We start from the raw sequence: 19,569 nt of genomic DNA on the forward strand, positions 1-19,569 counted from the left end.
CCCGGTGGGGAGCCCCTTCTCCCAGGCAGCGGGACATGTCCGCACAGGGGTCCGCCCCTGCCGACGTGGAAGTCGGCAGGGGCGGGGAGGGAACAGTTCGTCAGGTTCGCGGCGCGGCCGCCTCCTCCAGCTTCGCCAGCCGGGGAGCGGTCGTCCCCATCGCCGGTGCAGCAGCGGTTACGGAGGACACCTCTTCCAGCGACTTCCCCTTCGTCTCCGGAGACATGAAGAAGCAGATCCCGAAGGCGATCGCCGTCAGCACCGCACCGAAGAGCATCGTGGTGCCCGTGCCCAGCGCCGAGATACTCAGCGGCAGCAGGTACGTGCCCGTCGCGGCGCCGAACCGGCTCACCGCAGTGGCGATTCCCACCGCAGTCGCCCTGAACTCGGTGGGGAAGAGTTCGTTGGGGTAGATCCACACCAGGATGCTCGGACCGCCGGAGATGAACGCGTACGCGCAGAAGGCGGCGACGACGAACCACAGGGGACCGTCCGCCCACAACCACAGCCCGGCCAGCGGAATCACCATCAGTGCCAGCGGGACCACTGCGATCGGGCGCCGGCCCCACTTCTCGACCAGGAACAGCGCGGGGATGGATCCGGCGACGATGAGCCCGATGATGACGGTTTCGACGATGAGCCCCGCGGAACCGTCACCGGAGATCGAGAAGCCCGACAGGATCGTGGGCAGGAACGTCAGCAACGCGTAGAGCGGGGTGACGACCGCCAGATACAAAGCGCTGCACATGATCAGCCGGGCAAGGTACTGACCCCGGAAGTAGATCCGGATGTCGGCCTTCGGCCTCTCCGCCGTGTCCTCGACCGTGACCTTGCTCAGGTCGAGTTTCTCCCCGTAGATCTTCTCGACCACGGCCTCGGCGTCGGCCACCCGGCCGTTCTTCAGGAGCCAGCGCGGCGACTCCGGGATTCCGCGGCGCACGAGAATCACGATCAGACCCAGAACCGCACTGGACGCGAGTAGCAGGCGCCAGTGGTCGTTGCCGCCGGAGATACCGACGACGAGCGCACCGACCACGTACGCGGCAACCGCGCCCGCCGACCACGCGACGGCCGACATCCCGACCATGGCGCCGCGCTTCTTGGTGGGGGTGAACTCGGTGAGCAGCGAGGTGGCGATGGGGTAGTCGGCACCGATGGCCGCGCCGATGACGAAGCGCAGGACTATGAGCTGCCACGGCAATTGGACGAACACCGACAGAACACACGCGACGACCAGCACCACCAGGTCGAGGGCGTACATCTTCTCCCGGCCGATCCGGTCGGTGAGGAAGCCGAACACGGTGGCGCCGAAGAAGATACCGATCAGCGAGGCCGCACCGATCAATCCTGCCTCGGCTGTCGTCGGGTGAAGTTGCTCGGTCACCCCGAGCAGGGCCACGCCGATGATGCTCATGACGTACCCGTCCAGGAATGGTCCGCCACAGCACGCGATCAGGAGCTTGGTGTGGAACCCGCGTTTGGCGGGTCTGTCCATCACGTCGAAGGAACTCATGTCGTCTCCACTACGTAGATTGGTGCCGTCACCCCGGGGGTGGCGGTCGAGTCGGCCGCACTCGGCCGGTACCGCTAAGAGGTTGTCTTGTTCAGCGCCGAGTAGGCGAGCTGTTCGAGCAGCAGCGAGGCGTGGTGCGGGGCGTCGACGCTGACGTCCAGTACCTGCTTGGTGATGCTCAGCGCCAGTGGCGAATACGCCGCGAGTTCGTGCGCGATGCTCAGCGCCTGCTTCACGTGCTCGGAGGGAGGCGCGATCTCACTGACCACGCCCCAGCGTTCGGCGTCCGTGTGATCGAAGCGACGTCCGCGCAGGACGAGGTCGCGGGCACGGCCGGCCCCGACGATGCGGGTGATGCGGGTGACCCCACCGGAGCTGGGGAGGATCCCGATTCCGATCTCCGGGAACCCGAACACCGCGGCCGGATCGGCGACGCGGATGTCGGTGGCGAGAGCCAGTTCGAGCCCGCCGCCGAGGCAGTAGCCGGTGATCGCGGACACGGTGGGCTGCGGGAGAGCCGCGAGCGCCTCGTACACCGACCCGGACGTCCGGTAGTACTCGGCGATCGCCTCCGGGGTCATCTCCCCCAGTTCGGTGACGTCCGCGCCGGCCGAGAACACCGAGTCACCGCCGGTGAGGACCACCGCACGACTGGATTTCACCTCGGGTGACCCCAGTGCGCCGAGCAGTTCGGCTTCCATGTGCGTGGACAGCGCGTTCCGCTTCTGTTCCCGCCTCAGCGTGACGACGGCGACGTCGCCGTCGCGGTGCACATCGACGGTCCCGGCGTTCTCGGTCGGCATCGTGCTACTTCTCCCCGGCCTCGTAGCGGAACGACAGCAGGTTGTCGAGACCCCGCTTGTTGGCCTCGTTCGCGATGACCAGGCGCTGGATCTCCGACGTGCCCTCCCAGATGCGGTCGACGCGCAGTTCGCGCCACAGCCGCTCGACGGGGTAGTCGCGGATGTAGCCGCGCCCACCGAAGATCTGGACGGCCCGGTCGGCCACCCGGTTCGACGCCTCGGAGGCGGCCAGCTTCACGGTCGCGGCCTTGGCGTGCAGCGTCTTTCGCAGGTCGGCGTCATTCGGATCGGCCTGGTCGAATTCCCACGCCACCTGATGGGTGAGTGCCCGGTTGGTGGTGATGTCCACGACGGAGTCGGCAATCATGCCCTGGATCAGCTGACGATTGATCAGTGGCTCGCCGCCCTGCACCCGCTCCCGCGCCCAGTCGACGGCCAGGGTCAGCGCCCGCTCGGCGGCACCGATCGTGCGTGCGCCGATCATCAGCCGCTCCTCCGTGAACCAGTCGCGGGTGAGGTCGTGACCCTGTCCGATACCACCGAGCACGGCGTCCGCTCCGACGCGCACGTTCTCGAACGTGAACTCGGGGTGCTCGTAGACGAAGGTGTGCGTGTAGCGCGGGATGTGCTTGATCTTCACACCCGGTGTGTCGACGTCGATCAGGAAAATCGTTGCGGCGTGGTCGGGTTCGACGTTGGCCAGCACGATGAGGTAGTCGGCGACGTCACCGACCGTGACGAACCACTTCTCTCCGTTGATGATGTACCCGCCGTTGCCGTCGGGTGTCGCGGTGGTGCACGCCGCGGAGAAGTCCGAGCCCGCGTTGGCCTCGGAGATCGCGACGGCGTCGCGGCGGTCGCCGCGGGCACCGGGAATCAGGTAGCGCTCCCGCTGTTCGGGGGTCGCGTGGGTCAGGGGGTTGGCGGGCCGCCACACCGTGTCCCACAGCGCGTTGGTGAGCTTACCGAGTTCGTCCTGCACGACGGCCTGCTCGAGCACCGTCAGTCCGGCCCCGCCGTATTCGACGGGGGTGTTGATCGCCTGCAGTCCCGATGCGAGGACGGCCGCCTTGATGGTGGCGTGGGATTCGTCGGAAATTCCGTTGTTTCTTTCGCACTCGTCCTCGAACTGCATGATCGTGTCGGTCAGGGCGCGTGCGCGCTCCTTGAGGTCGGCGAGGCGGGGGCTGTATGCGAATTCCATGATGAAAAGAACTTCCTTGTGTCAGTTGGTGTTCGATGAGCTGAGGACGATGCGTGCGTCGAGTCCGAGGGCTTGCTTCGGAGTGACGAACAGTGGGTTGATCTCGAGTTCCGCGATCTCGGGGTGTGCGGTGGCCACGGCCGTGACGGCGGCGATGGCGTCCGCAGCCGCGTCGAAATTGATCGGGGGCCTGCCGCGAACCCCTCGGAGAAGAGCGGACGCCCGCAGGTTGTCGAGCAGGCCGTGTGCGGTCTCCGCATCGACGGGCGCCAGCGCGAACGCGACGTCGGCGAGGACCTCGGTGAAGATGCCGCCGAGACCCACCATCGCCACGGGACCGAACCGCGGGTCGGTCTGGACTCCCACGATGAGTTCGACCCCCTCACTCAGGTCCGCCATGCCCTCCACGCAGTAGGCGGGCGCCGCGAGCGAGTCGTCCATCCGCGTGAAAGCGTCGGCGAGTTGCTGCGCGGTTTCCAAGCCGAGTGCCACTCCGCCGGAGTCGGACTTGTGCAGCAGACCCATCGCCTTCAGAACCACGGGGTACCCCACGGTGTCGGCGGCTGCCACCGCCTCGGCGCAGGTCCGCACAAGTTGCGCTTCGGGGAATTCGACGCCCGCAGTGCGGAAGAGTTCGCGCGCATCCCAGTACGCGTCGCTGGTGACCGGCTCGGCCGGCTCGCTCGAGGGGCCCGCATGATGCTGCGGTGCAGCGGTTTCGGCGATGACTCCGAGCGCACCGGCGGCGTCCTCCACCGCCCGGAAGACCGGGACTCCGCCGTCGGCCAGGACGCGGGCCGCGGCGCTGTCGGGATGCATCGTGTGCACGACGACCGGCTTGCCGTGGGTGCGCGCCGTCTCCGCCATCGCACGGGCGGTGTCGATCTCCGATCGCGCGAGGTTCTCGCCGTAACTTCCGTAGCCGCCGAAATATCCGGTAAGCAGGACGGAGTCGACGGCCGGACTCTGCAGGATGGTGTCGAGGACCGAGACGAACGAGGTGATGTCCTGTTCCCCGGCGCCGGCGAGGTCGACCGGGTTGGTCACCCCGGCGGACGGTGGCAACAGGGCGCGCAGTGCGCTGCTGATGTCGGCGGTGAACTCCGGTACCGCGAGACCGGCTGCCTCGACCACGTCGGACGCGACGCCTGCGTGCCCGCCGCCGTCCGCGATGACACCGACCCGGCGCACCTCCGCAGGTCCGTAGCCGAGGAGAGTGGCCGCCACGTCCGCGAGCTGCCGTGGACTCGACACCCGGTACACCCCCGCGGCCCGGCAGGCCGCGTCGATGACCGCGCTGTCGGACGTCAGCGATCCCGTGTGCGACTGCGCCCCGCGGATGGATGCCTCGCTGCCACCCACTGTCAGCAGCAGAACCGGCTTACCGGCCCGCGAAGCCTGGGCGGCGGCGTCGACGAACGCCCGCCCGTCACCGAAGTCCTCGCAGTACACGGCGATGAGATCGGTGTCGTCGTGCTCGACGCAGGAGCGGATGAGGTCGGCGGCGCCGAGGTCGGCCTGGTTCCCGAGCGAGGCGAACCGGGAGAACCCGTGTCCGCGGGACTCGAGGAACTGGCTGAGTTCGAGTGCCATGTTGCCGCTCTGGGAGAGCAGCGCGACCCGGCCGGCGGGAAGCGGGTTCGAGGCCAGCGTCAGCGCGGTGCTCGAATCCAGCACACCCAGGCAGTTCGGCCCGAGCAGGACGGCTCCGGCTGCCCGCACCCGCTCCACGACCCGATCCTGCACAGCCTTTCCGGCAGCGCCGAGTTCGGCGAAACCGGCGGTGACACCGACGATCGCGGTGGCGCCCGCAGCGAGGGCGTCGTCCACGGCCTCCTCGAAACCCTGTGCCGGAACGGTGATGACGACGAGATCGACTCGTTCGTCGAGTTCCGACAGGCTCCGGAGCGAGGGGTGTCCCAGGATGCGCTCGCCGCGCCGGTTGACGAGGTGGACCGACCGGTTGCCCTTCATGCGGAGCGCCTGGACGCTGATCCAGTTGCCGTACTTCGTCTCGTCGTTGCTGGCACCGAGGACGGCGACCGACCGGGGATCGAACAGGGCCGTGAGGTCGCGGTCGGCGATCGTGCTCATCGCGTCTCCTCGACCTTCGGAGCGGGATGACCCGTACCCCAGGCGTCGGCACCGCCGTCGATCACCAGCGTGGTCCCGGTGACGTAACCGCCTGCGGGCGAGGCGAGGAACGTGACGACTCCGGAAACATCCTCGGCCGTACCCAGACGTCCGAGCGGAACCGCGGACGTCCATTGCGCGCGGGCCTCTTCGGTGTAGTTGCCCTCCATGCCCTCCGTCGCGATGGTGCCGGGGGCGATGCAGATCGACCGAATTCCGTACCGGCTCCACTCCAGCGACAGTCCGGAAGCGAGGTTCTCGAGGGCCGCGCGGGCCGAGGTGGCATGGACCATCGATGCGATTCCGCGACGCGGCGAGAACGCCATGAAGAAGATGCAGCCCGACCGCTGCGGAATCATCGCGCGAACGGCTACCTCCCGGGTTACCGCCCAGGTGGCATCGACCGCGAGGCGGTGAACGGCGCGCCAACCCTTGCTCGTGATGTCCTCGGCCGGCGCCGCGAACTGGCCGCCGGCGTTGTTGACCAGGATGTCGATCCGGCCGAACGTGTCGAGGGCGCGGTCGACCAGATCGGTCACCTGCTGTTCTTCGCGAATGTCGGCGGGCACGGCGAGCACCCGGGCACCCAGCGACTCGATCTCGGCGGCGGTCTTCTCGAGGGGCTCGGACCGGCGGCCGCTGATGACGACGTCGGCTCCACACCTCGCCATGTCCAGTGCGATCGCGCGTCCGATCCCGGTGCCTCCACCGGTGATCAGTGCCACCCGCCCGCGATGGACGTCGGGGCGCAGCACCTGCCCGGCGCCTCCACCTGGGTTCTCACATTCCATCGAGCGTTCGCCTCTCGTCGCTGCCGTTCCGACCACGTGGGTCTGACTGATGCATCAGTTATACCGTGATGCAGCCCACATATGTCAAGAGTTTGCCGGAAACTGACTCGACGTCCGAATGCCCTCCCTGCTGATCTAGGCGCCTTGAACTGATGTTATGTATGAAAATATCCGGAGTCGCCCGTTTTCGATCGAGGCTTGGCGGGTCTGACTGATGCGTCAGTTTGAAGCGTATGATTTGATGGATCAGTCAGATGGCTATCGAAGGAGGGACAGTGACCGCTCAACTCACCGAGGACGCGCGCCGAACGGCGATACTCGATGCCGCGGCGCAGCTGATCGCCGAGCGCGGATACCACTCGGTCCGCATCTCCGACATCGCACAGGTCGTCGGCACCAGCACCGGGGCGGTGCACTACTACTTCCCCGGCAAGAGCGACGTCCTGACCGCGGCCCTCCGCCACGCCATCGACAACGCATTCGACCGGCAGAGCCGCGAACTCAAGGCGATCGACAACGCCCACGAGCGGCTGCTCCGCCTGATCGACATGCAGTTGCCCCGCGTCGGGCCGCTGCGCGACGAGTGGTCCATCTGGCTGCAGTTCTGGGCCGAGGCCACGCTTCGACCCGAACTCCGCCCGTTCCACAACACGTACTATGCGCGCTGGCACGAGACCGTCGTCAAGATCGTCCGGCGCGGACAACGCCAGGAGATCTTCCGCACCGACGTCGACCCGGAGACCATCGCGCAGCGGCTGACCGCGCTCACCGACGGGACCGCCATACAGGTACTCACCGGCGCACCGAACATGACCGTCGCCGCCATGAAAGAGGTTCTCGTGCAGTTCGTTCACGACGAACTCGTCGCGCCGCGGACATGGTGACCCGACCACTGCAGACCGCTCGGCAGCTTCGGCTCGATGGGCGATAGCACCACCGCACGGCGCCCGCGCGGCGGCAGTGCCGTTGCCTGGGGATGCGGCGCGGCCTCGGCGGTCGCGTACGGACTCACCCCGACGTTCGCCGCGATCGGCTACGCCGGTGGCGTGTCCCCGGCCGTCCTCGTCTGCCTCCGCAGCCTGGTCGGTGCCGCACTCCTGCTACTCCTGGCCTGGTCCACCGGACGATTGACGGGCGTGACCTGGAAGTCCGCCGTCGGACTGTGCTGCGTCTGCGGCCCGCTGTTCGGTATCCAGCTGCTGTGTTTCTTTGCCGCAGTGCGGGTTACCGGCGCTCAGATCGCGGTCGTGATCGTCCACATCTACCCACTCTTCGTGATGGCGCTGGTATGGGTGCTCACCCGGAACAGGATCCACCGCGGGCAGCTGGTGCTGGCCCTCGCCATGTCCGGCGGCATCGCCCTCGTCGCAGGCGCGGGCAGCTCCACCGTCGCCCTGAACGGGGCGATACTCGCCCTCCTCAGTGCGGCCGGGTACGCCCTGTATCTGGTGGTCGGGGAACGATGGGTACACCAGGTCAGCCCCGTCGCCGCCGGTGGACTGGCGTCACTCGGCGCCGGAATCGCCACCGGCACGATCGCCGTCGTCGACGGACAGTCCTGGACCTTCGCACCCAGCGGGTGGGGGTCCATCCTGTTCCAGGGGCTCCTGCTGATGCCCATCGGGATCGGCTGCTCCTTCATCGCGGTGCGAGCACTCGGTGCGGCCTCGGTCAGCCTCCTCGGACTGCTCGAACCGGTGGTCGGGGTGCTGGCCGCGCAGATCCTGCTGGGCGAGCAACTGTCCCCGGTGCAGTGGGCGGGGATGGCCGTCGTCCTGATCGCGTCCGCAGCGCTGCCGTGGATGCGGGAGAAGCGTCCCCGTCACGTCGATCGGCCGCCGGCCCTACACGGGGCCGAGAGCCGATAGCATTTACTGATCCGGAGCGAGACCCACTGCCCTCTGCATCGCCTCGAAAGCGTTGTCGGCGTCGGTGTTGGGTCCGACGATCAAGATGTCGAGCCGACGTCCGTCGGTACCGAAGACGTACATGATGTCGAGCGGCTGGTCCGGATCCGGCCCGGACACCTGAATTCCGTCGCGGCGATCGATGCCACGTTGCGAGATGCTCAGTGAGTTCCAGTCGAAGGCGACGCGTTCGGTCGTTCCGACTCGCTCCGTCAGCGCGCTGATCAGGTCGTGCAATTCGGTGGTGAGGTTGGTGGTTCGAGGCCACCACGCTCCGTCGACGCCTTCCGACACCTCGCCGCGAGCGCGCAGGAGCAGTCTCGGAGTCCGGGTGGGAGCGTCGAAAGGCTGCTCACCGTCGGGCGTCGGCTGAGACAGTCCCAGCCCACGGCCGGAGTGCGTGATGTTTTCGTCGTGCGTCATCGTCCACGTCCCTTCGCGCTCGAGGTGCTGTCGAGGCCGCCCCTGATGCCCGACATCAGCAGCTCGTCGGCGGTCAGGGCACTGTTGGGATTGGCCGCCGTGTGCATCGTCGAGTCGGCATAGCCGGCGTCGGCCCCGGGGGGCACCACCAGAAGCGTCAGCCTCGTCCGCTTCAGACCGCTGACGTACAGGGTGTTGAGCGGCTGGTAGTCGTAGCCGTCGAGATGCACCGATCGCCCCGCGACCGTGATCCGGCGCGGAGCAGGAAGCCAGGCCTTGATGTCGTACACGACCCGATCGACGATACCCACTCGAATCGACACCAGCGCAACCAGATCCGGAATCTCCACGGCGAGGTCGCGGGACCGGGGCCACCAGGCACCGTCCACGGTGCCCGCACCGGGCGCTTCGGGCTTCAACCGTAGTCGCGGCGACTGACCCGGGCCGCCACGCGTATGGGCACCGTGAAGACGACCGGGAAAGTTGCGATCCTGTTGTAGCGTCATGACGACGCTCCCGCCTCGACCGCGGGCGGTCGATATCTCTGTCGGCGGCGACGCGATCTTGGGCGTTCGCGTGCGAAGTGCCGCCGATACCCTCACCCTACGCGCAGGGGTTACGACGATCGGCTACGCCGACCACTCGATCAACGGCGGACGGACCGCAGCACACAGTGGATTCCCCCGGGCATCGGTGAGCCCGAGTCGCGCCGTGATGCGACCGGCCGCCGACGCCGCTTCCGCAGTCGCCGGATCCACCGCGTCCCACATCAACTTCGCCCGGCGGAACATGTCGAATCCGCCGTCGGCGTCGACCGTCCCCCACGACAGGTAGACGAATCGCGCCCCCGGACGGCCCTGCACGTACGGTCCGGTGATGTCGAGACCCGTCGGCGTCGGGGTGGTCTTGCAGTCGAGAACCCAGCGCGCGGTGGTCGTGTCCCCCGGATGCAGACCGAGCAGATCTCCGGGTGCACCCCGGCGTTGGACGGCCACGTGAATGTTGTCGTAGCCGGGGAAATTCGCCCCCGGCGGACACAACGATCCGGGAAGGTCGGTTGCCTCGATCACGAGTTGCACCCATGTATCAAACCACCCGTGAGTACTTATTAACCGCCGGTCGTTAATAAGTACTCACGGGCGCGGAGCGCTTGCGCCGGGCATGAATCCGGACCCGTGGTGGTACACGGGGTCCATCGTGGTCACGAGCAGCCGTCCCGCGGTGGTCTCGCCGATGAAGAGGATCGAGCCGTCGCGCTTCCCGTCCTCGGTGTGCAGATCGACCAGGCTCACCGCGCCGTCCGGCGGCTCCAGGACGCCGTGGTAGTGCCAGATCACCGCGCGTTCGAAGAGGTAGTCCCACGCCGGATGGTCGGGGGAGCGCAGACGAAGTCGGTGATCTTCGCCGGTGCGCCACCACCAGAAGACGGTCGGGAGGCGGTCCTCGCGGACACCGGGCAGCCAGTCCCCGCAGTTGGTCTCGCCGAAGACGACCACCGTGGCGCCCCGCCCGAGACAGTCGTTGATCGCGTAGAGAAACGCCTTCGGATCGGTGCCGGCCCACACGGGGTGCTCCGTCACCCGCGTCAAGCCCAGGTCCGGGGCCCCGGAACTCGAGCTTGCGCCAACGGGTCAGTCCGTCCAGGAAGATCCGCTGCACGTGCCCGTTGACGACGATCCGGCCGCCGCGGACCACGAACGCGTTCAGGAACTCCCGCTGCTCGGCGAGAAATTCCTGATCGACGTCCCACCTGAGATAGATGCCGGTGACGTCCGCGGTGCACACGGTCGGCAGGTCGTAGACGTCGACCTCACTGAACCCGTCGACCACCGTCCCGTCGCGGGGAGCCATCACAGCTTTGAGAACGGTCATACGACGATCTTGCCGTGAGTACTTGTTAACCACGGGCGGTTAATAAGTACTCACGGGCGCGTCAGCGCACTATGTTGACCATCTTGCCGGGGACGACGATCACCTTGCGGGGCTCCTGGCCGTCGAGGAGCGCCACGATCTTCTCGTCGGCCAGCGCGATCTTCTCGATCTCCTCGCGCGGGGCATCGGCGGCGACGGTCACGCGGCTGCGGACCTTGCCGTTGACCTGGATCGGATACTCGACGGTGTCTTCCACCAGCCACTTCTCCTCCGCCACCGGGAAGGGGCCGTGGGCCAGGGACTTCTCGTGCCCGAGCCGCGACCACAGCTCCTCCGCGAGGTGCGGGGCCAGCGGTGCCAGCATCAGCACCAGCGGCTCCACCACCGAGCGGGGCGCACCGCCGGGGCACGCCTTGGTGAGGTGGTTGGTGTACTCGATCAGCTTGGCCGCGGCCGTGTTGTCGCGCAGGGCCGTGTAGTCCTCGCCGACACCGGCGATCGCCTTGTTCAGCGCACGCAGCGTGTCCTCCGTCGGGGCGTCGTCGGTGACGCGCAGCGCACCGGACTCCTCGTCGACCACCACACGCCAGGCGCGCTGCAGGAACCGCTGCGCACCGACGACGTCCTTCGTCGCCCACGGACGGGACGTGTCCAGCGGGCCCATCGACATCTCGTACACGCGGAGCGTGTCGGCGCCGTACTCCTCGCAGATCTCGTCCGGCGAGACGGAGTTCTTGAGGCTCTTGCCCATCTTCCCGTACTCGCGGTTGACCTCGGCGCCCTGGTAGAAGAACTTGCCGTCCTTCTCCTCCACCTCGTCGGCAGGCACGTACACGCCGCGCGCATCGGTGTACGCGTACGCCTGGATGTAGCCCTGGTTGTACAGGCGGCGGTACGGCTCGCTCGAGCTGACGTAGCCGAGGTCGAACAGCACCTTGTGCCAGAACCGCGAGTACAGCAGGTGCAGCACCGCATGCTCGACACCACCGACGTACAGGTCGACGCCGCCGGGATCGTTGGGTCCGTGGATCTCCGGACGCGGACCCGTCCAGTACCGCTCGTTCTCCTTGTCGCAGAACACGTCCGGGTTGGTGGGGTCGATGTACCGCAGCTGGTACCACGAGCTGCCCGCCCACTGCGGCATCACGTTGGTGTCGCGGCGGTACGTCTGCAGTCCGTCACCGAGATCGAGCTCGACGTTGACCCAGTCGACGGCCTTCGCCAGCGGGGGAGAGGGCTCCGAGGACGCGTCGTCGGGGTCGAACGACACGGGTGCGTAGTCCTCGACCTCCGGGAGCTCCACCGGCAGAGATGATTCCGGCAGGCCATGGGCGTTGCCCTCGGCGTCGTACACGATCGGGAACGGCTCGCCCCAGTACCGCTGGCGCGCGAACAGCCAGTCGCGCAGCTTGTACTGGATGGTGCCCTTGCCGGTGCCGTCCGCTTCCAGACGCTCGGTGATCGCCTTCTTCGCGTCGGCGACGCTCATCCCGTTCAGGAAATCGGAGTTCACGATGGTGCCGTCGCCGGTGTACGCGTCCTTGGTGAGGTCGCCGCCGGAGATCACCTCGACGATGTCGAGACCGAACTCGGTCGCGAACTCGTAGTCACGGTGGTCGTGACCCGGGACGGCCATGATGGCGCCTGTGCCGTACCCGGTGAGGACGTAGTCGGCGATGAACACCGGCAACTCGAGCCCGTTCACCGGATTCACGGCGTAGGTGCCGAGGAAGACACCCGTCTTCTCCTTGTATTCCTGACGCTCGAGATCCGACTTGGCCGCGATCGACTTCCGATATGCCGCAACCGCTTCGGCGGGAGTTGCGGCACCGCCGGTCCAGCGCGCATCCACACCCTCGGGCCATTCGGCTGCGACGAGTTCGTCCACCAGTTCGTGCTCCGGCGCCAGCGTCACGTATGTCGCGCCGAACAGCGTGTCCGGCCGCGTCGTGAACACCTCGATCTCATGAGCAGCAGATTCACCCTCGCTTCGCTCGACCGCTGCCCGGAACTGCACCTGCGCACCGTGCGAGCGCCCGATCCAGTTGCGCTGCATGGTCTTGACCTTCTCGGGCCAGTCCAGGTACTCCAGGTCGTCCACCAGGCGGTCCGAGTACGCGGTGATGCGCATCATCCACTGCTGCAGGTGCTTACGGAACACGGGGAAATTGCCGCGGTCGCTGCGACCGTCGGCGGTGACCTCTTCGTTCGCAAGCACGGTGCCCAGACCGGGGCACCAGTTGACCATCGAATCGGAGTGGTAGACGAGGCGGTAGGAGTCGAGGACGGCCTCCCTCTCGGACACGGACAGCGACGCCCAGTCCCGTCCGTCCTCCAACGACCGCTCACCCGACACGAACTCGGCCTCGAGCTCCGAGATACGCCGGGCCTTGCCCGCCTCCTTGTCGAACCACGCATCGTGGATCTGCAGGAAGATCCACTGCGTCCAGTGGTAGAAGTCGGTGTCGGTGGTCGCGAACGTCCGGCGTTCGTCGTGGCCGAGCCCGAGGCGGCGCAGCTGCCGCTTCATGTTGCCGATGTTGGCCTCGGTGGTGGTCCGCGGGTGCGTGCCCGTCTGCACCGCGTACTGCTCGGCGGGCAGACCGAACGCGTCGTAGCCGAGGGTGTGCAGCACGTTGTGGCCCTGCATGCGGTGATAGCGGGCGAACACGTCGGTGGCGATGTAGCCGAGCGGGTGGCCCACGTGCAGACCCGTCCCCGACGGGTACGGGAACATGTCCTGCACGAACAACTTGTCCGCGGGAACGTCGCCGGCGAGGGGACCGACCGGGTTGGGCGCGTTGAACGTGCCCTCCTCGCTCCACCGGTCCTGCCAGCGCTGCTCGATCTGGCCGGCGAGCTCCGCGGTGTAGCGGTGCTGCGGGGTCGCGTCGGACGGGTTGGCGGGCTGCACGTGCTCGGTCACTGTGGTCGCTATCTACTTGGCTGACATTCTGAATTAGGGGGATACCGTCAACCAGGGTAGAGCCTCACCCCACCCGGGCTCACCTGCGCGTCCGGGTCCGCCGTATCCTGGTCTCGTGTTGATTGCCTCCGTCGTGCTGTTCGTGCTCGCCGTCGCTGTCTCCGGTGTCGCCGTTGCAGGCCTCGCCGAGCGCCTCCCGCGCAACCGGTGGGCGGGTGTCCGTACCCCCGAGACGATGCGCGACGATCAGACGTTTGCGCTGGCCAACAAGGTCGCAGGGCCCACCCTGCTCGCCGCGGCCGGCCTCCTCGTCATCGGCGGAATCGCCGGAATCCTGATCGGCGGAGTCTTCGGAATCGGCGCCGTCCTCGTCAGCGTCGTCGCTGCCGCTCTCACCGCGGCGACGGGCGGATCGCTCGGTGCCCGTGCCGCCGCGGCGGTGCCCGCTGCCGACACCGGCGGGTGCGGCAGTTCCTGCGGTGCGTGCTCGTTGAAGGGCGCCTGCCAGCCGTCCTGACCGGCTGGCGACGGCCCGTCCGGTGAAATCCTCGCGCGTCGTCGACCCCGCAGGCGCGGTCTTCGGCCTCCTGCTGCCGGTGGTCGCCGCCTTGTCCGGGGTGATCCTGACGAAGGTCTGGGAACCGCGACTTCCGGCGGAGATCGCAACCCACTGGACCACGACTTCACCCGACGGCTTCGCCACCCCGATGTCCAGCGCCTGGACGTTTGCCCTGGTGACGGTCCTGTTCGGTGGCGGATGTGCCGCGATCGCCGCCCTGGCCCAGGCGATGCTGATGATGCGCCGCACGATGCTCGTCGTCGGACTGTCCGTGGTCGGTCTGATCCTGACGGTGCAGGTGGTGATGCTCTACGTCCAACTCGACGTCACCGACGCCTCGGACACCGAGCTTCCGTTGTGGTCGCTCGGCCTCGGCGTCGTGATCGGCGCGGTTATCGGCCTGCTCGGCGCCGCCCTGCTGCGCGACTACCGACCCCGGGTCTCCGCCACCAGTCCGCCCGACCCCCGGTTGCCGCGCGCCGACGATCCGGCGACGGTCGCGGACACGGTCGGTTTCGGCACCGTCGGCTCGCTGGTGCTGCTCCTGCTGCTCGGTGTCGCACCTGCTCTCGCGGTCTGCCAGCTCGTCGACGGGTGGTGGCCGCTCGCGGTGTTCGTTCCGGTCGGGCTGCTGATCGTGAGCCTGCTCCGCTTCCGGGTGATCGTCGATCGGTCCGGCATCCGGGTGGTGAACATGGGCATGACCGCCCTGCGGTACGGCGTCGACGAGATCGAGGGCGCCCGCGTCGACGTGATCAAGCCGTTCGACCACTTCGGCGGCTGGGGACTCAAGGTGAAGGGCCGACGGAACTACGGCGTCGTGACGAGAACTGGTCCCGCCGTGATCGTCACGACCGCGTGCGGCGACCGGCTGACCGTCACCAGCGCACGGGCCGAGGAAATGGCCGGTGCGCTCAACACGTTCGCCGACAGGCGGCTCCGCCGCCCGTGAGTGGCCCGGGAGTGCAGGGATTCGCTAACCACTCACGGACGGGAGGCCTGGTGCACCGCATCGAGCACGCGATCGAGGTAGCCGAGTGCGGCCCGGACCGCGGCGTCCTCGTCGCGGGCGGCGATCGCGTCGACGACGGCACGATGGTCGTCGGTCGTCAGCGACGGGGGGTGGACGCCCTCGGTGAAGTCGTAGGTGGCCCGGGTGGGTTCGAGGATCCCGGCGAACAGGTCGGACAGCACCGGATTGTGCGCGGCCTCCACGACCCCGAGGTGGAACGCGAGGTCGGCGTCCGCGAACCGGGACGGCTGATCCGTCGTCCGCTGCCGCTCGTCGAGTAGCGCGGACAGGGATCGCAGGTCGTCGTCGGTGCGGCGACCGCACGCCAGCCGGACGGCCTCCGTCTCGAGCGCCCGCCGGACCTCGAAGACGTTCAGCATCTCGGCGACCGCAACCTGCCGCCCGAGCAGCCCGCCGATGTCGGTGCGTGCCCGCACGAACGTCCCGGACCCCCGCCGGATCTCGAGGATGCCCGTCGACGTCAGCGTCTTGATGGCCTCGCGGACGGTGTTGCGGCCGACCCCGAGCAGCGTCATCAGCTCGGGTTCCGTCGGGATGCGCTCGCCCACCTTCCAGTCGCCCTGGGCGATCCGACCACGCATCCAGTCCAGGGACTGCTGATACGCGGACTCGCGCCGAACCACTGTCATGTACTCATCCTCACACCTCACCGGCTCGCGCCTCACGACCGGCCCGCCTAAACTACGTAGGACGTCCCATGTATTCGGACAGCCCGAGGAGGCGACCCCACACGTCCACGTCAACCGCTCACGCCGACACCGTCCCGACCTCCACCGCCCGCACCACCAGCCGCCACTTCCACGGCCTGAACTATCTCCTCGTCGTGCTGCTCCTCGGCGCCAACATCCCCACGGCGCTGTATTCGCTCTACCGCCACGAGTTCGGATTCACCCCGCTGGTCCAGACGCTGATCTTCGCCGTCTACGTCGCCGGACTGCTTCCCTCGCTGCTGTTCTTCGGCCCGCTGTCCGACGCATTGGGACGCCGTTTCGTGTTGCTGGCCGCCATCTCCTTCAGCCTGCTGGGCGCCGTGGTCCTCGCGTTCGCCGATTCGACCATCTGGCTGTTCTTCGGCCGAATCGCCCAGGGCATCGCCGTCGGTGCGTGTTCGGCCGCTGGGTCCGCCGCCCTCATCGAGCACGAACCGGCCCGAAACCTCCGCCGCGCTGGTCTTGCCGCCACCCTCACCACCGCGCTCGGAGCCTCGCTGGGCCCACTGTTCGGCGGGGCCGTCGCGCAGTACCTGCCGCACGCCCTGGTCCTGCCGTACGTGCTGTTCGCGCTGGCGCTCCTGCCTGCGCTGATCATGGTTCTGCTGCTCCCCGCACCCACCGCCGGGCAGTCACGACCCACCCAGCTGTTCCAGGTCCCGCACGTCCCCGCCCCCATCCGTCAGGTGTTCTGGCTGTCCTCCCTCGGCGTCGCGCTGGCGTGGGGCGCCGTCGGCCTGTTCCAGTCGGTGGTCCCGACGTGGATCATCGGCCTGCTCGGCGTGAGCAACCTCGTGGTCGCCGGCGGTGCCGCCGCACTGGTCATGATCTGCTCGGTGACAGCGCAACTCGTGGCCAACCGGCTCGGAACCGTACTCTGCAGAACCCTGGGCATCGGCGCCGTCGGCGCAGGCATGATCGGATTGCTCGTCGTCGACTTCGTGCCGTCCCTCGCCCTGCTGTGCGTCGTGACGGTCATCGTTGGTGTGGGACACGGACTCTCGTTCGCCGGAGCGATGCGCGCCGTGGGTGCCGCCGCCGCGGAGCACGCCCCCGACGCCCAGGGCGGGACTCTCGCCGCGTTCTTCACCGTCGGCTACGTCGGTCTCGCCGTGCCGTCCATCTGCGCGGGCATCGCCATCACCGTGCAGGGCATGCACGTTGCCATCATCGAACTCGCGATCATCGGCGCCGTCCTGTGCGGTGTCCTCGCGGTGCTGAGCGTCCGCACGAAGGGTGGGGACCGGGCCGAGGCAGCCAGTACTGTGGCATGAGGACGTGAAATGCCGATGCCCGAGCCACTTCGTCACTGCGAGTTCCGCTTCTACGAGGAGCTGAACGACTTTCTGCCGCCGGTGCGGCGCAAGCACACCTTCGAGCACGAGTTCGACGGCACCCCGTCGGTGAAGGACCGGATCGAGGCGCTGGGCGTCCCGCACACCGAGGTGGATCTGATCCTCGTCGACGAGGTGTCGGTCGATTTCGCGCACCTGCTGCGCGGCGGCGAACGCGTCGCGGTGTACCCGATGTTCGAGCGACTCGATCTGACCGGTGTCACGAAACTGCGCCCCCGACCGCTGCGGGACCCGACGTTCGTCCTCGACGTGCATCTCGGCCGACTTGCCCGTTACCTCCGCCTGCTGGGCTTCGACACCCGCTACCGCAACGACTTCGCCGACCCGGAACTGGTGGACATCTCCCTGTCCGAGCATCGCATCGTCCTGACCCGGGACACAGGCCTACTCAAGAGGTCGGCGCTCACCCACGGCGCGTTCCTGCACGAAACAGACCCACGTCGGCAGTTGCGGGAAGTGCTGGACCGCTTCGACCTTCGGTCGCGGATCTCGCCGTTCACGCGGTGCGCGCGCTGCAACGGACTTCTCGCGCCGGTTCCCCGTGCCGAGGCGCTCGCCGAGGCGCCGCCGGGCGTCGCGGGCAACGAACACGAGTTCAGCCGGTGCCGGGACTGTGCGCAGCTGTACTGGCCGGGCAGTCATCTTCCGAAGCTGCGCCGACGCCTGTCGGAGGTCGGGGTGAGGCTCGAGGTGGATTCTCAGGATGCGTGACGCAGCTGCTCGGCGAACTCCGCCGAGCACGCGCAATCGCCGAATTCGTCGCAGTCGATGATCAGTGCGTGCCGGACCTCGGACAACTCGACGCACGACTCGTCCGTGCATTCTGCCCCGTAGAGCGTGTGCACGATCAATGTTCCGTGGCAGGTGTCGATCACGTGTGCTGTCCTCCTCACTTCTCGTTCCCCACCTCTGTTGATACCACCCGTCCCCGACAGTCCAGGGACGTGCGCGGGGTGTGTCGGCTAGTTCCGCTCGACGTCGATCGGGTGAGTCGCGAGCAGGGCGAGCGGGAGCGGCTGCCGGCGCAGCACCTGCGCCCACACGTCGACTCGGGCGGGAGCGACCACGTCCGACGCGAGCGCCGAGATGACGATCCAGTCGTCGCGCTGGAGTTCCGAGTCGAGCTGGCCGTACGTCCAACCCGAGTAGCCGGCGAAGATCCGGACGCCCTCCACCAGCGGGGCGATGACCTCGGGGTCGGAGTCGAGATCCACCATCACCACGCGGCCGTGGACCCGGCGCAGACCCGCGACCCCGTCGGCCTGCGCGCCGGTGCGCAGCGTCGCCAGGCACAGTGCGGCGTCCCGTTTGACGGGACCGCCGACGTACAGCGCGGACGGGCGCGCGGCGAGCGGCGCCCACTGTGGCAGCACGTCGTGCACCGCGGTTTCGCTGGGACGGTTGATGACCACGCCGAGGCTGCCGGCGTCGTTGTGCTCGATCACATAGATCACGGTGCGACGGAATGCGGGTTCGACGAGATCTGTGGACGAGACCAACAGGCTGCCGGGCCGGACCACCGGTTCCGTCGACGCCGTTCGATCTTCGGGTTCTTCTGCGTGCGCCACCTGAACATCATCCCACCGCGGCGGATGCGATGTGACGGAGGACGCGACCTGCGTCCGGTTCGCCGCTTTACGCCGCGGGCAGGCCCGCCGTCTCGGCCAGAACCGCGAGGTGATGCTCGAACATTGCCCCCGGTGTGGTGAACGTATCGGCGCCGTACTGCCCGAACACCTCGAAGTTCACCGCCCCGAACAGAGCCGACCAGACCAGCACCCCGCGGGCGAGCAGATGGTCGGGGGTGGTGAGTCCGAGTTCGGCGCGGATGCGGTCGAGGTCTGCCGCGAGCTCGTCGTCGATGGGCGCCGCCGCGGCCGCCTCGAGTTTACCCGCCCGGAACGCGTTGTCGAAGATCCCGACAAGGGCGTAGATCACGCGCGTCCCCGGCGTCGTGGTCTGCTCGCCGGGCGCGTGGTAGCCGGGAACGGGGCTGCCGAACAGCAATCCGTAGCGGGCGGGCTCGCGCAGCGCCCAGTCGCGCACCGCGCGGCCGAGCGCCAGGAACTGTTCCCGCGGTTCGGCTGCGGACGCCACGGCCGCCTCCACGGCGTCACCGAGTTCGTTGTACCCGTCGACGACGAGCAACGTCAGCAGCTCGTCGCGGCTCTTGACGTACCGGTAGACGGCGGACGACACGACGCCGAGGTCGCGGGCGACGGCCCGCAGCGACAGGGCCGCGGCACCGACCGCGGCCAGCTGTTCGCGTCCGATCCTCGTGATGTCCTGCAGCGTCTGCTCGCGGGCGCGCTCTCGTGGTGTTCCTGGCATGGGGTCCAG

21 protein-coding genes are annotated in these 19,569 nt (G+C 68.0%); 7 read left to right on the forward strand and 14 right to left on the reverse strand.

Annotated features, from left to right (window positions below; genetic code table 11):
* Positions 1 to 100: 100 nt before the first annotated feature.
* The 5 genes from ACFWAY_RS32805 to ACFWAY_RS32825 all read right to left on the reverse strand — a co-directional run bounded on the left by ACFWAY_RS32805 (position 101) and on the right by ACFWAY_RS32825 (position 6,444).
* On the reverse strand, positions 101 to 1,513 hold the full coding sequence (locus ACFWAY_RS32805) for an MFS transporter (protein WP_378453355.1): 1,413 nt from the start codon (positions 1,511 to 1,513) through the stop codon (positions 101 to 103).
* A gap of 74 nt (positions 1,514 to 1,587) precedes the next feature.
* Positions 1,588 to 2,316, reverse strand: a complete 729-nt coding sequence (locus ACFWAY_RS32810; RefSeq protein WP_378513493.1) for an enoyl-CoA hydratase/isomerase family protein — start codon at positions 2,314 to 2,316, stop codon at positions 1,588 to 1,590.
* 4 nt (positions 2,317 to 2,320) lie between these two features.
* The gene (locus ACFWAY_RS32815) at positions 2,321 to 3,520 is read right to left on the reverse strand and encodes an acyl-CoA dehydrogenase family protein (RefSeq protein WP_378453353.1); all 1,200 of its coding nucleotides are present in this window, start codon (positions 3,518 to 3,520) and stop codon (positions 2,321 to 2,323) included.
* Positions 3,521 to 3,541: 21 nt separating this feature from the next.
* Complete coding sequence (locus ACFWAY_RS32820; RefSeq protein WP_378453352.1) at positions 3,542 to 5,614, reverse strand: acetate--CoA ligase family protein; 2,073 nt, start codon at positions 5,612 to 5,614, stop codon at positions 3,542 to 3,544.
* Positions 5,611 to 6,444 carry an SDR family NAD(P)-dependent oxidoreductase gene (locus ACFWAY_RS32825; RefSeq protein WP_378453351.1) on the reverse strand — a complete coding sequence of 278 codons (834 nt, stop codon included), beginning with the start codon at positions 6,442 to 6,444 and terminating at the stop codon, positions 5,611 to 5,613. The genes ACFWAY_RS32820 and ACFWAY_RS32825 overlap by 4 nt, the downstream gene beginning before the upstream one ends.
* A 254-nt stretch (positions 6,445 to 6,698) precedes the next feature.
* Here ACFWAY_RS32825 and ACFWAY_RS32830 point away from each other — a divergent pair, with 254 nt between their 5' ends.
* Positions 6,699 to 7,328, forward strand: a complete 630-nt coding sequence (locus ACFWAY_RS32830; RefSeq protein WP_378453350.1) for a TetR/AcrR family transcriptional regulator — start codon at positions 6,699 to 6,701, stop codon at positions 7,326 to 7,328.
* Positions 7,329 to 7,364: 36 nt separating this feature from the next.
* The gene (locus tag ACFWAY_RS32835; RefSeq protein ID WP_378453349.1) at positions 7,365 to 8,312 is read left to right on the forward strand and encodes a DMT family transporter; all 948 of its coding nucleotides are present in this window, start codon (positions 7,365 to 7,367) and stop codon (positions 8,310 to 8,312) included.
* Positions 8,313 to 8,315: 3 nt separating this feature from the next.
* On the opposite strand, the gene ACFWAY_RS32840 is transcribed toward ACFWAY_RS32835, so the two are convergent.
* From ACFWAY_RS32840 to ACFWAY_RS32855, 4 genes are all read right to left on the reverse strand, one after another.
* The gene (locus ACFWAY_RS32840) at positions 8,316 to 8,774 is read right to left on the reverse strand and encodes a DUF5994 family protein (protein WP_378453348.1); all 459 of its coding nucleotides are present in this window, start codon (positions 8,772 to 8,774) and stop codon (positions 8,316 to 8,318) included.
* Positions 8,771 to 9,280 carry a DUF5994 family protein gene (locus ACFWAY_RS32845; protein ID WP_378453347.1) on the reverse strand — a complete coding sequence of 170 codons (510 nt, stop codon included), beginning with the start codon at positions 9,278 to 9,280 and terminating at the stop codon, positions 8,771 to 8,773. Before ACFWAY_RS32845 ends, ACFWAY_RS32840 begins: the two co-directional genes overlap by 4 nt.
* 123 nt (positions 9,281 to 9,403) lie before the next feature.
* On the reverse strand, positions 9,404 to 9,853 hold the full coding sequence (locus ACFWAY_RS32850) for a DUF5990 family protein (protein WP_378453346.1): 450 nt from the start codon (positions 9,851 to 9,853) through the stop codon (positions 9,404 to 9,406).
* A gap of 54 nt (positions 9,854 to 9,907) precedes the next feature.
* Positions 9,908 to 10,354, reverse strand: coding sequence for a hypothetical protein (locus ACFWAY_RS32855; RefSeq protein ID WP_378513494.1), 447 nt, complete (start codon positions 10,352 to 10,354; stop codon positions 9,908 to 9,910).
* A 79-nt stretch (positions 10,355 to 10,433) separates the two neighbouring features.
* Here ACFWAY_RS32855 and ACFWAY_RS32860 point away from each other — a divergent pair, with 79 nt between their 5' ends.
* A complete protein-coding gene (locus tag ACFWAY_RS32860; RefSeq protein WP_378513495.1) occupies positions 10,434 to 10,664 on the forward strand; it encodes a hypothetical protein in 231 nt (76 codons plus the stop codon).
* A gap of 43 nt (positions 10,665 to 10,707) precedes the next feature.
* Here ACFWAY_RS32860 and leuS read toward each other — a convergent pair whose 3' ends face one another.
* A complete protein-coding gene (leuS, locus tag ACFWAY_RS32865; RefSeq protein WP_378453344.1) occupies positions 10,708 to 13,572 on the reverse strand; it encodes a leucine--tRNA ligase in 2,865 nt (954 codons plus the stop codon).
* Between the two features lie 115 nt (positions 13,573 to 13,687).
* On the opposite strand from leuS, the gene ACFWAY_RS32870 reads away from it, so the two are divergent.
* Together ACFWAY_RS32870 and ACFWAY_RS32875 are read left to right on the forward strand one after the other, a co-directional pair.
* Complete coding sequence (locus tag ACFWAY_RS32870; protein ID WP_005249154.1) at positions 13,688 to 14,089, forward strand: SdpI family protein; 402 nt, start codon at positions 13,688 to 13,690, stop codon at positions 14,087 to 14,089.
* Between the two features lie 22 nt (positions 14,090 to 14,111).
* Positions 14,112 to 15,083: a DUF1648 domain-containing protein gene (locus ACFWAY_RS32875; RefSeq protein WP_378513496.1), complete on the forward strand. Its 972-nt coding sequence runs from the start codon at positions 14,112 to 14,114 to the stop codon at positions 15,081 to 15,083.
* Positions 15,084 to 15,115: 32 nt separating this feature from the next.
* Here ACFWAY_RS32875 and ACFWAY_RS32880 read toward each other — a convergent pair whose 3' ends face one another.
* Entirely contained in the window at positions 15,116 to 15,793 is a 678-nt protein-coding gene (locus ACFWAY_RS32880; protein ID WP_378453342.1) for a FadR/GntR family transcriptional regulator, read from the reverse strand.
* A gap of 68 nt (positions 15,794 to 15,861) precedes the next feature.
* Here ACFWAY_RS32880 and ACFWAY_RS32885 point away from each other — a divergent pair, with 68 nt between their 5' ends.
* Positions 15,862 to 17,148 carry an MFS transporter gene (locus ACFWAY_RS32885; protein ID WP_378453341.1) on the forward strand — a complete coding sequence of 429 codons (1,287 nt, stop codon included), beginning with the start codon at positions 15,862 to 15,864 and terminating at the stop codon, positions 17,146 to 17,148.
* A 9-nt stretch (positions 17,149 to 17,157) separates the two neighbouring features.
* Complete coding sequence (locus ACFWAY_RS32890) at positions 17,158 to 17,940, forward strand: Mut7-C RNAse domain-containing protein (protein WP_378453340.1); 783 nt, start codon at positions 17,158 to 17,160, stop codon at positions 17,938 to 17,940.
* Here the strand turns inward: ACFWAY_RS32890 and ACFWAY_RS32895 are convergent.
* From ACFWAY_RS32895 to ACFWAY_RS32905, 3 genes are all read right to left on the reverse strand, one after another.
* Positions 17,928 to 18,104, reverse strand: coding sequence for a hypothetical protein (locus tag ACFWAY_RS32895; protein ID WP_179220060.1), 177 nt, complete (start codon positions 18,102 to 18,104; stop codon positions 17,928 to 17,930). The two genes, ACFWAY_RS32890 and ACFWAY_RS32895, sit on opposite strands and share 13 nt — an antisense overlap.
* An 87-nt stretch (positions 18,105 to 18,191) precedes the next feature.
* Positions 18,192 to 18,797 carry a YqgE/AlgH family protein gene (locus ACFWAY_RS32900; RefSeq protein ID WP_009476712.1) on the reverse strand — a complete coding sequence of 202 codons (606 nt, stop codon included), beginning with the start codon at positions 18,795 to 18,797 and terminating at the stop codon, positions 18,192 to 18,194.
* A gap of 67 nt (positions 18,798 to 18,864) precedes the next feature.
* Entirely contained in the window at positions 18,865 to 19,560 is a 696-nt protein-coding gene (locus tag ACFWAY_RS32905) for a TetR/AcrR family transcriptional regulator (protein WP_378453339.1), read from the reverse strand.
* Positions 19,561 to 19,569 lie beyond the last annotated feature (9 nt).

It is taken from the genome of Rhodococcus sp. NPDC059968, assembly GCF_042738615.1.
Lineage (GTDB): Bacteria > Actinomycetota > Actinomycetes > Mycobacteriales > Mycobacteriaceae > Rhodococcus_F.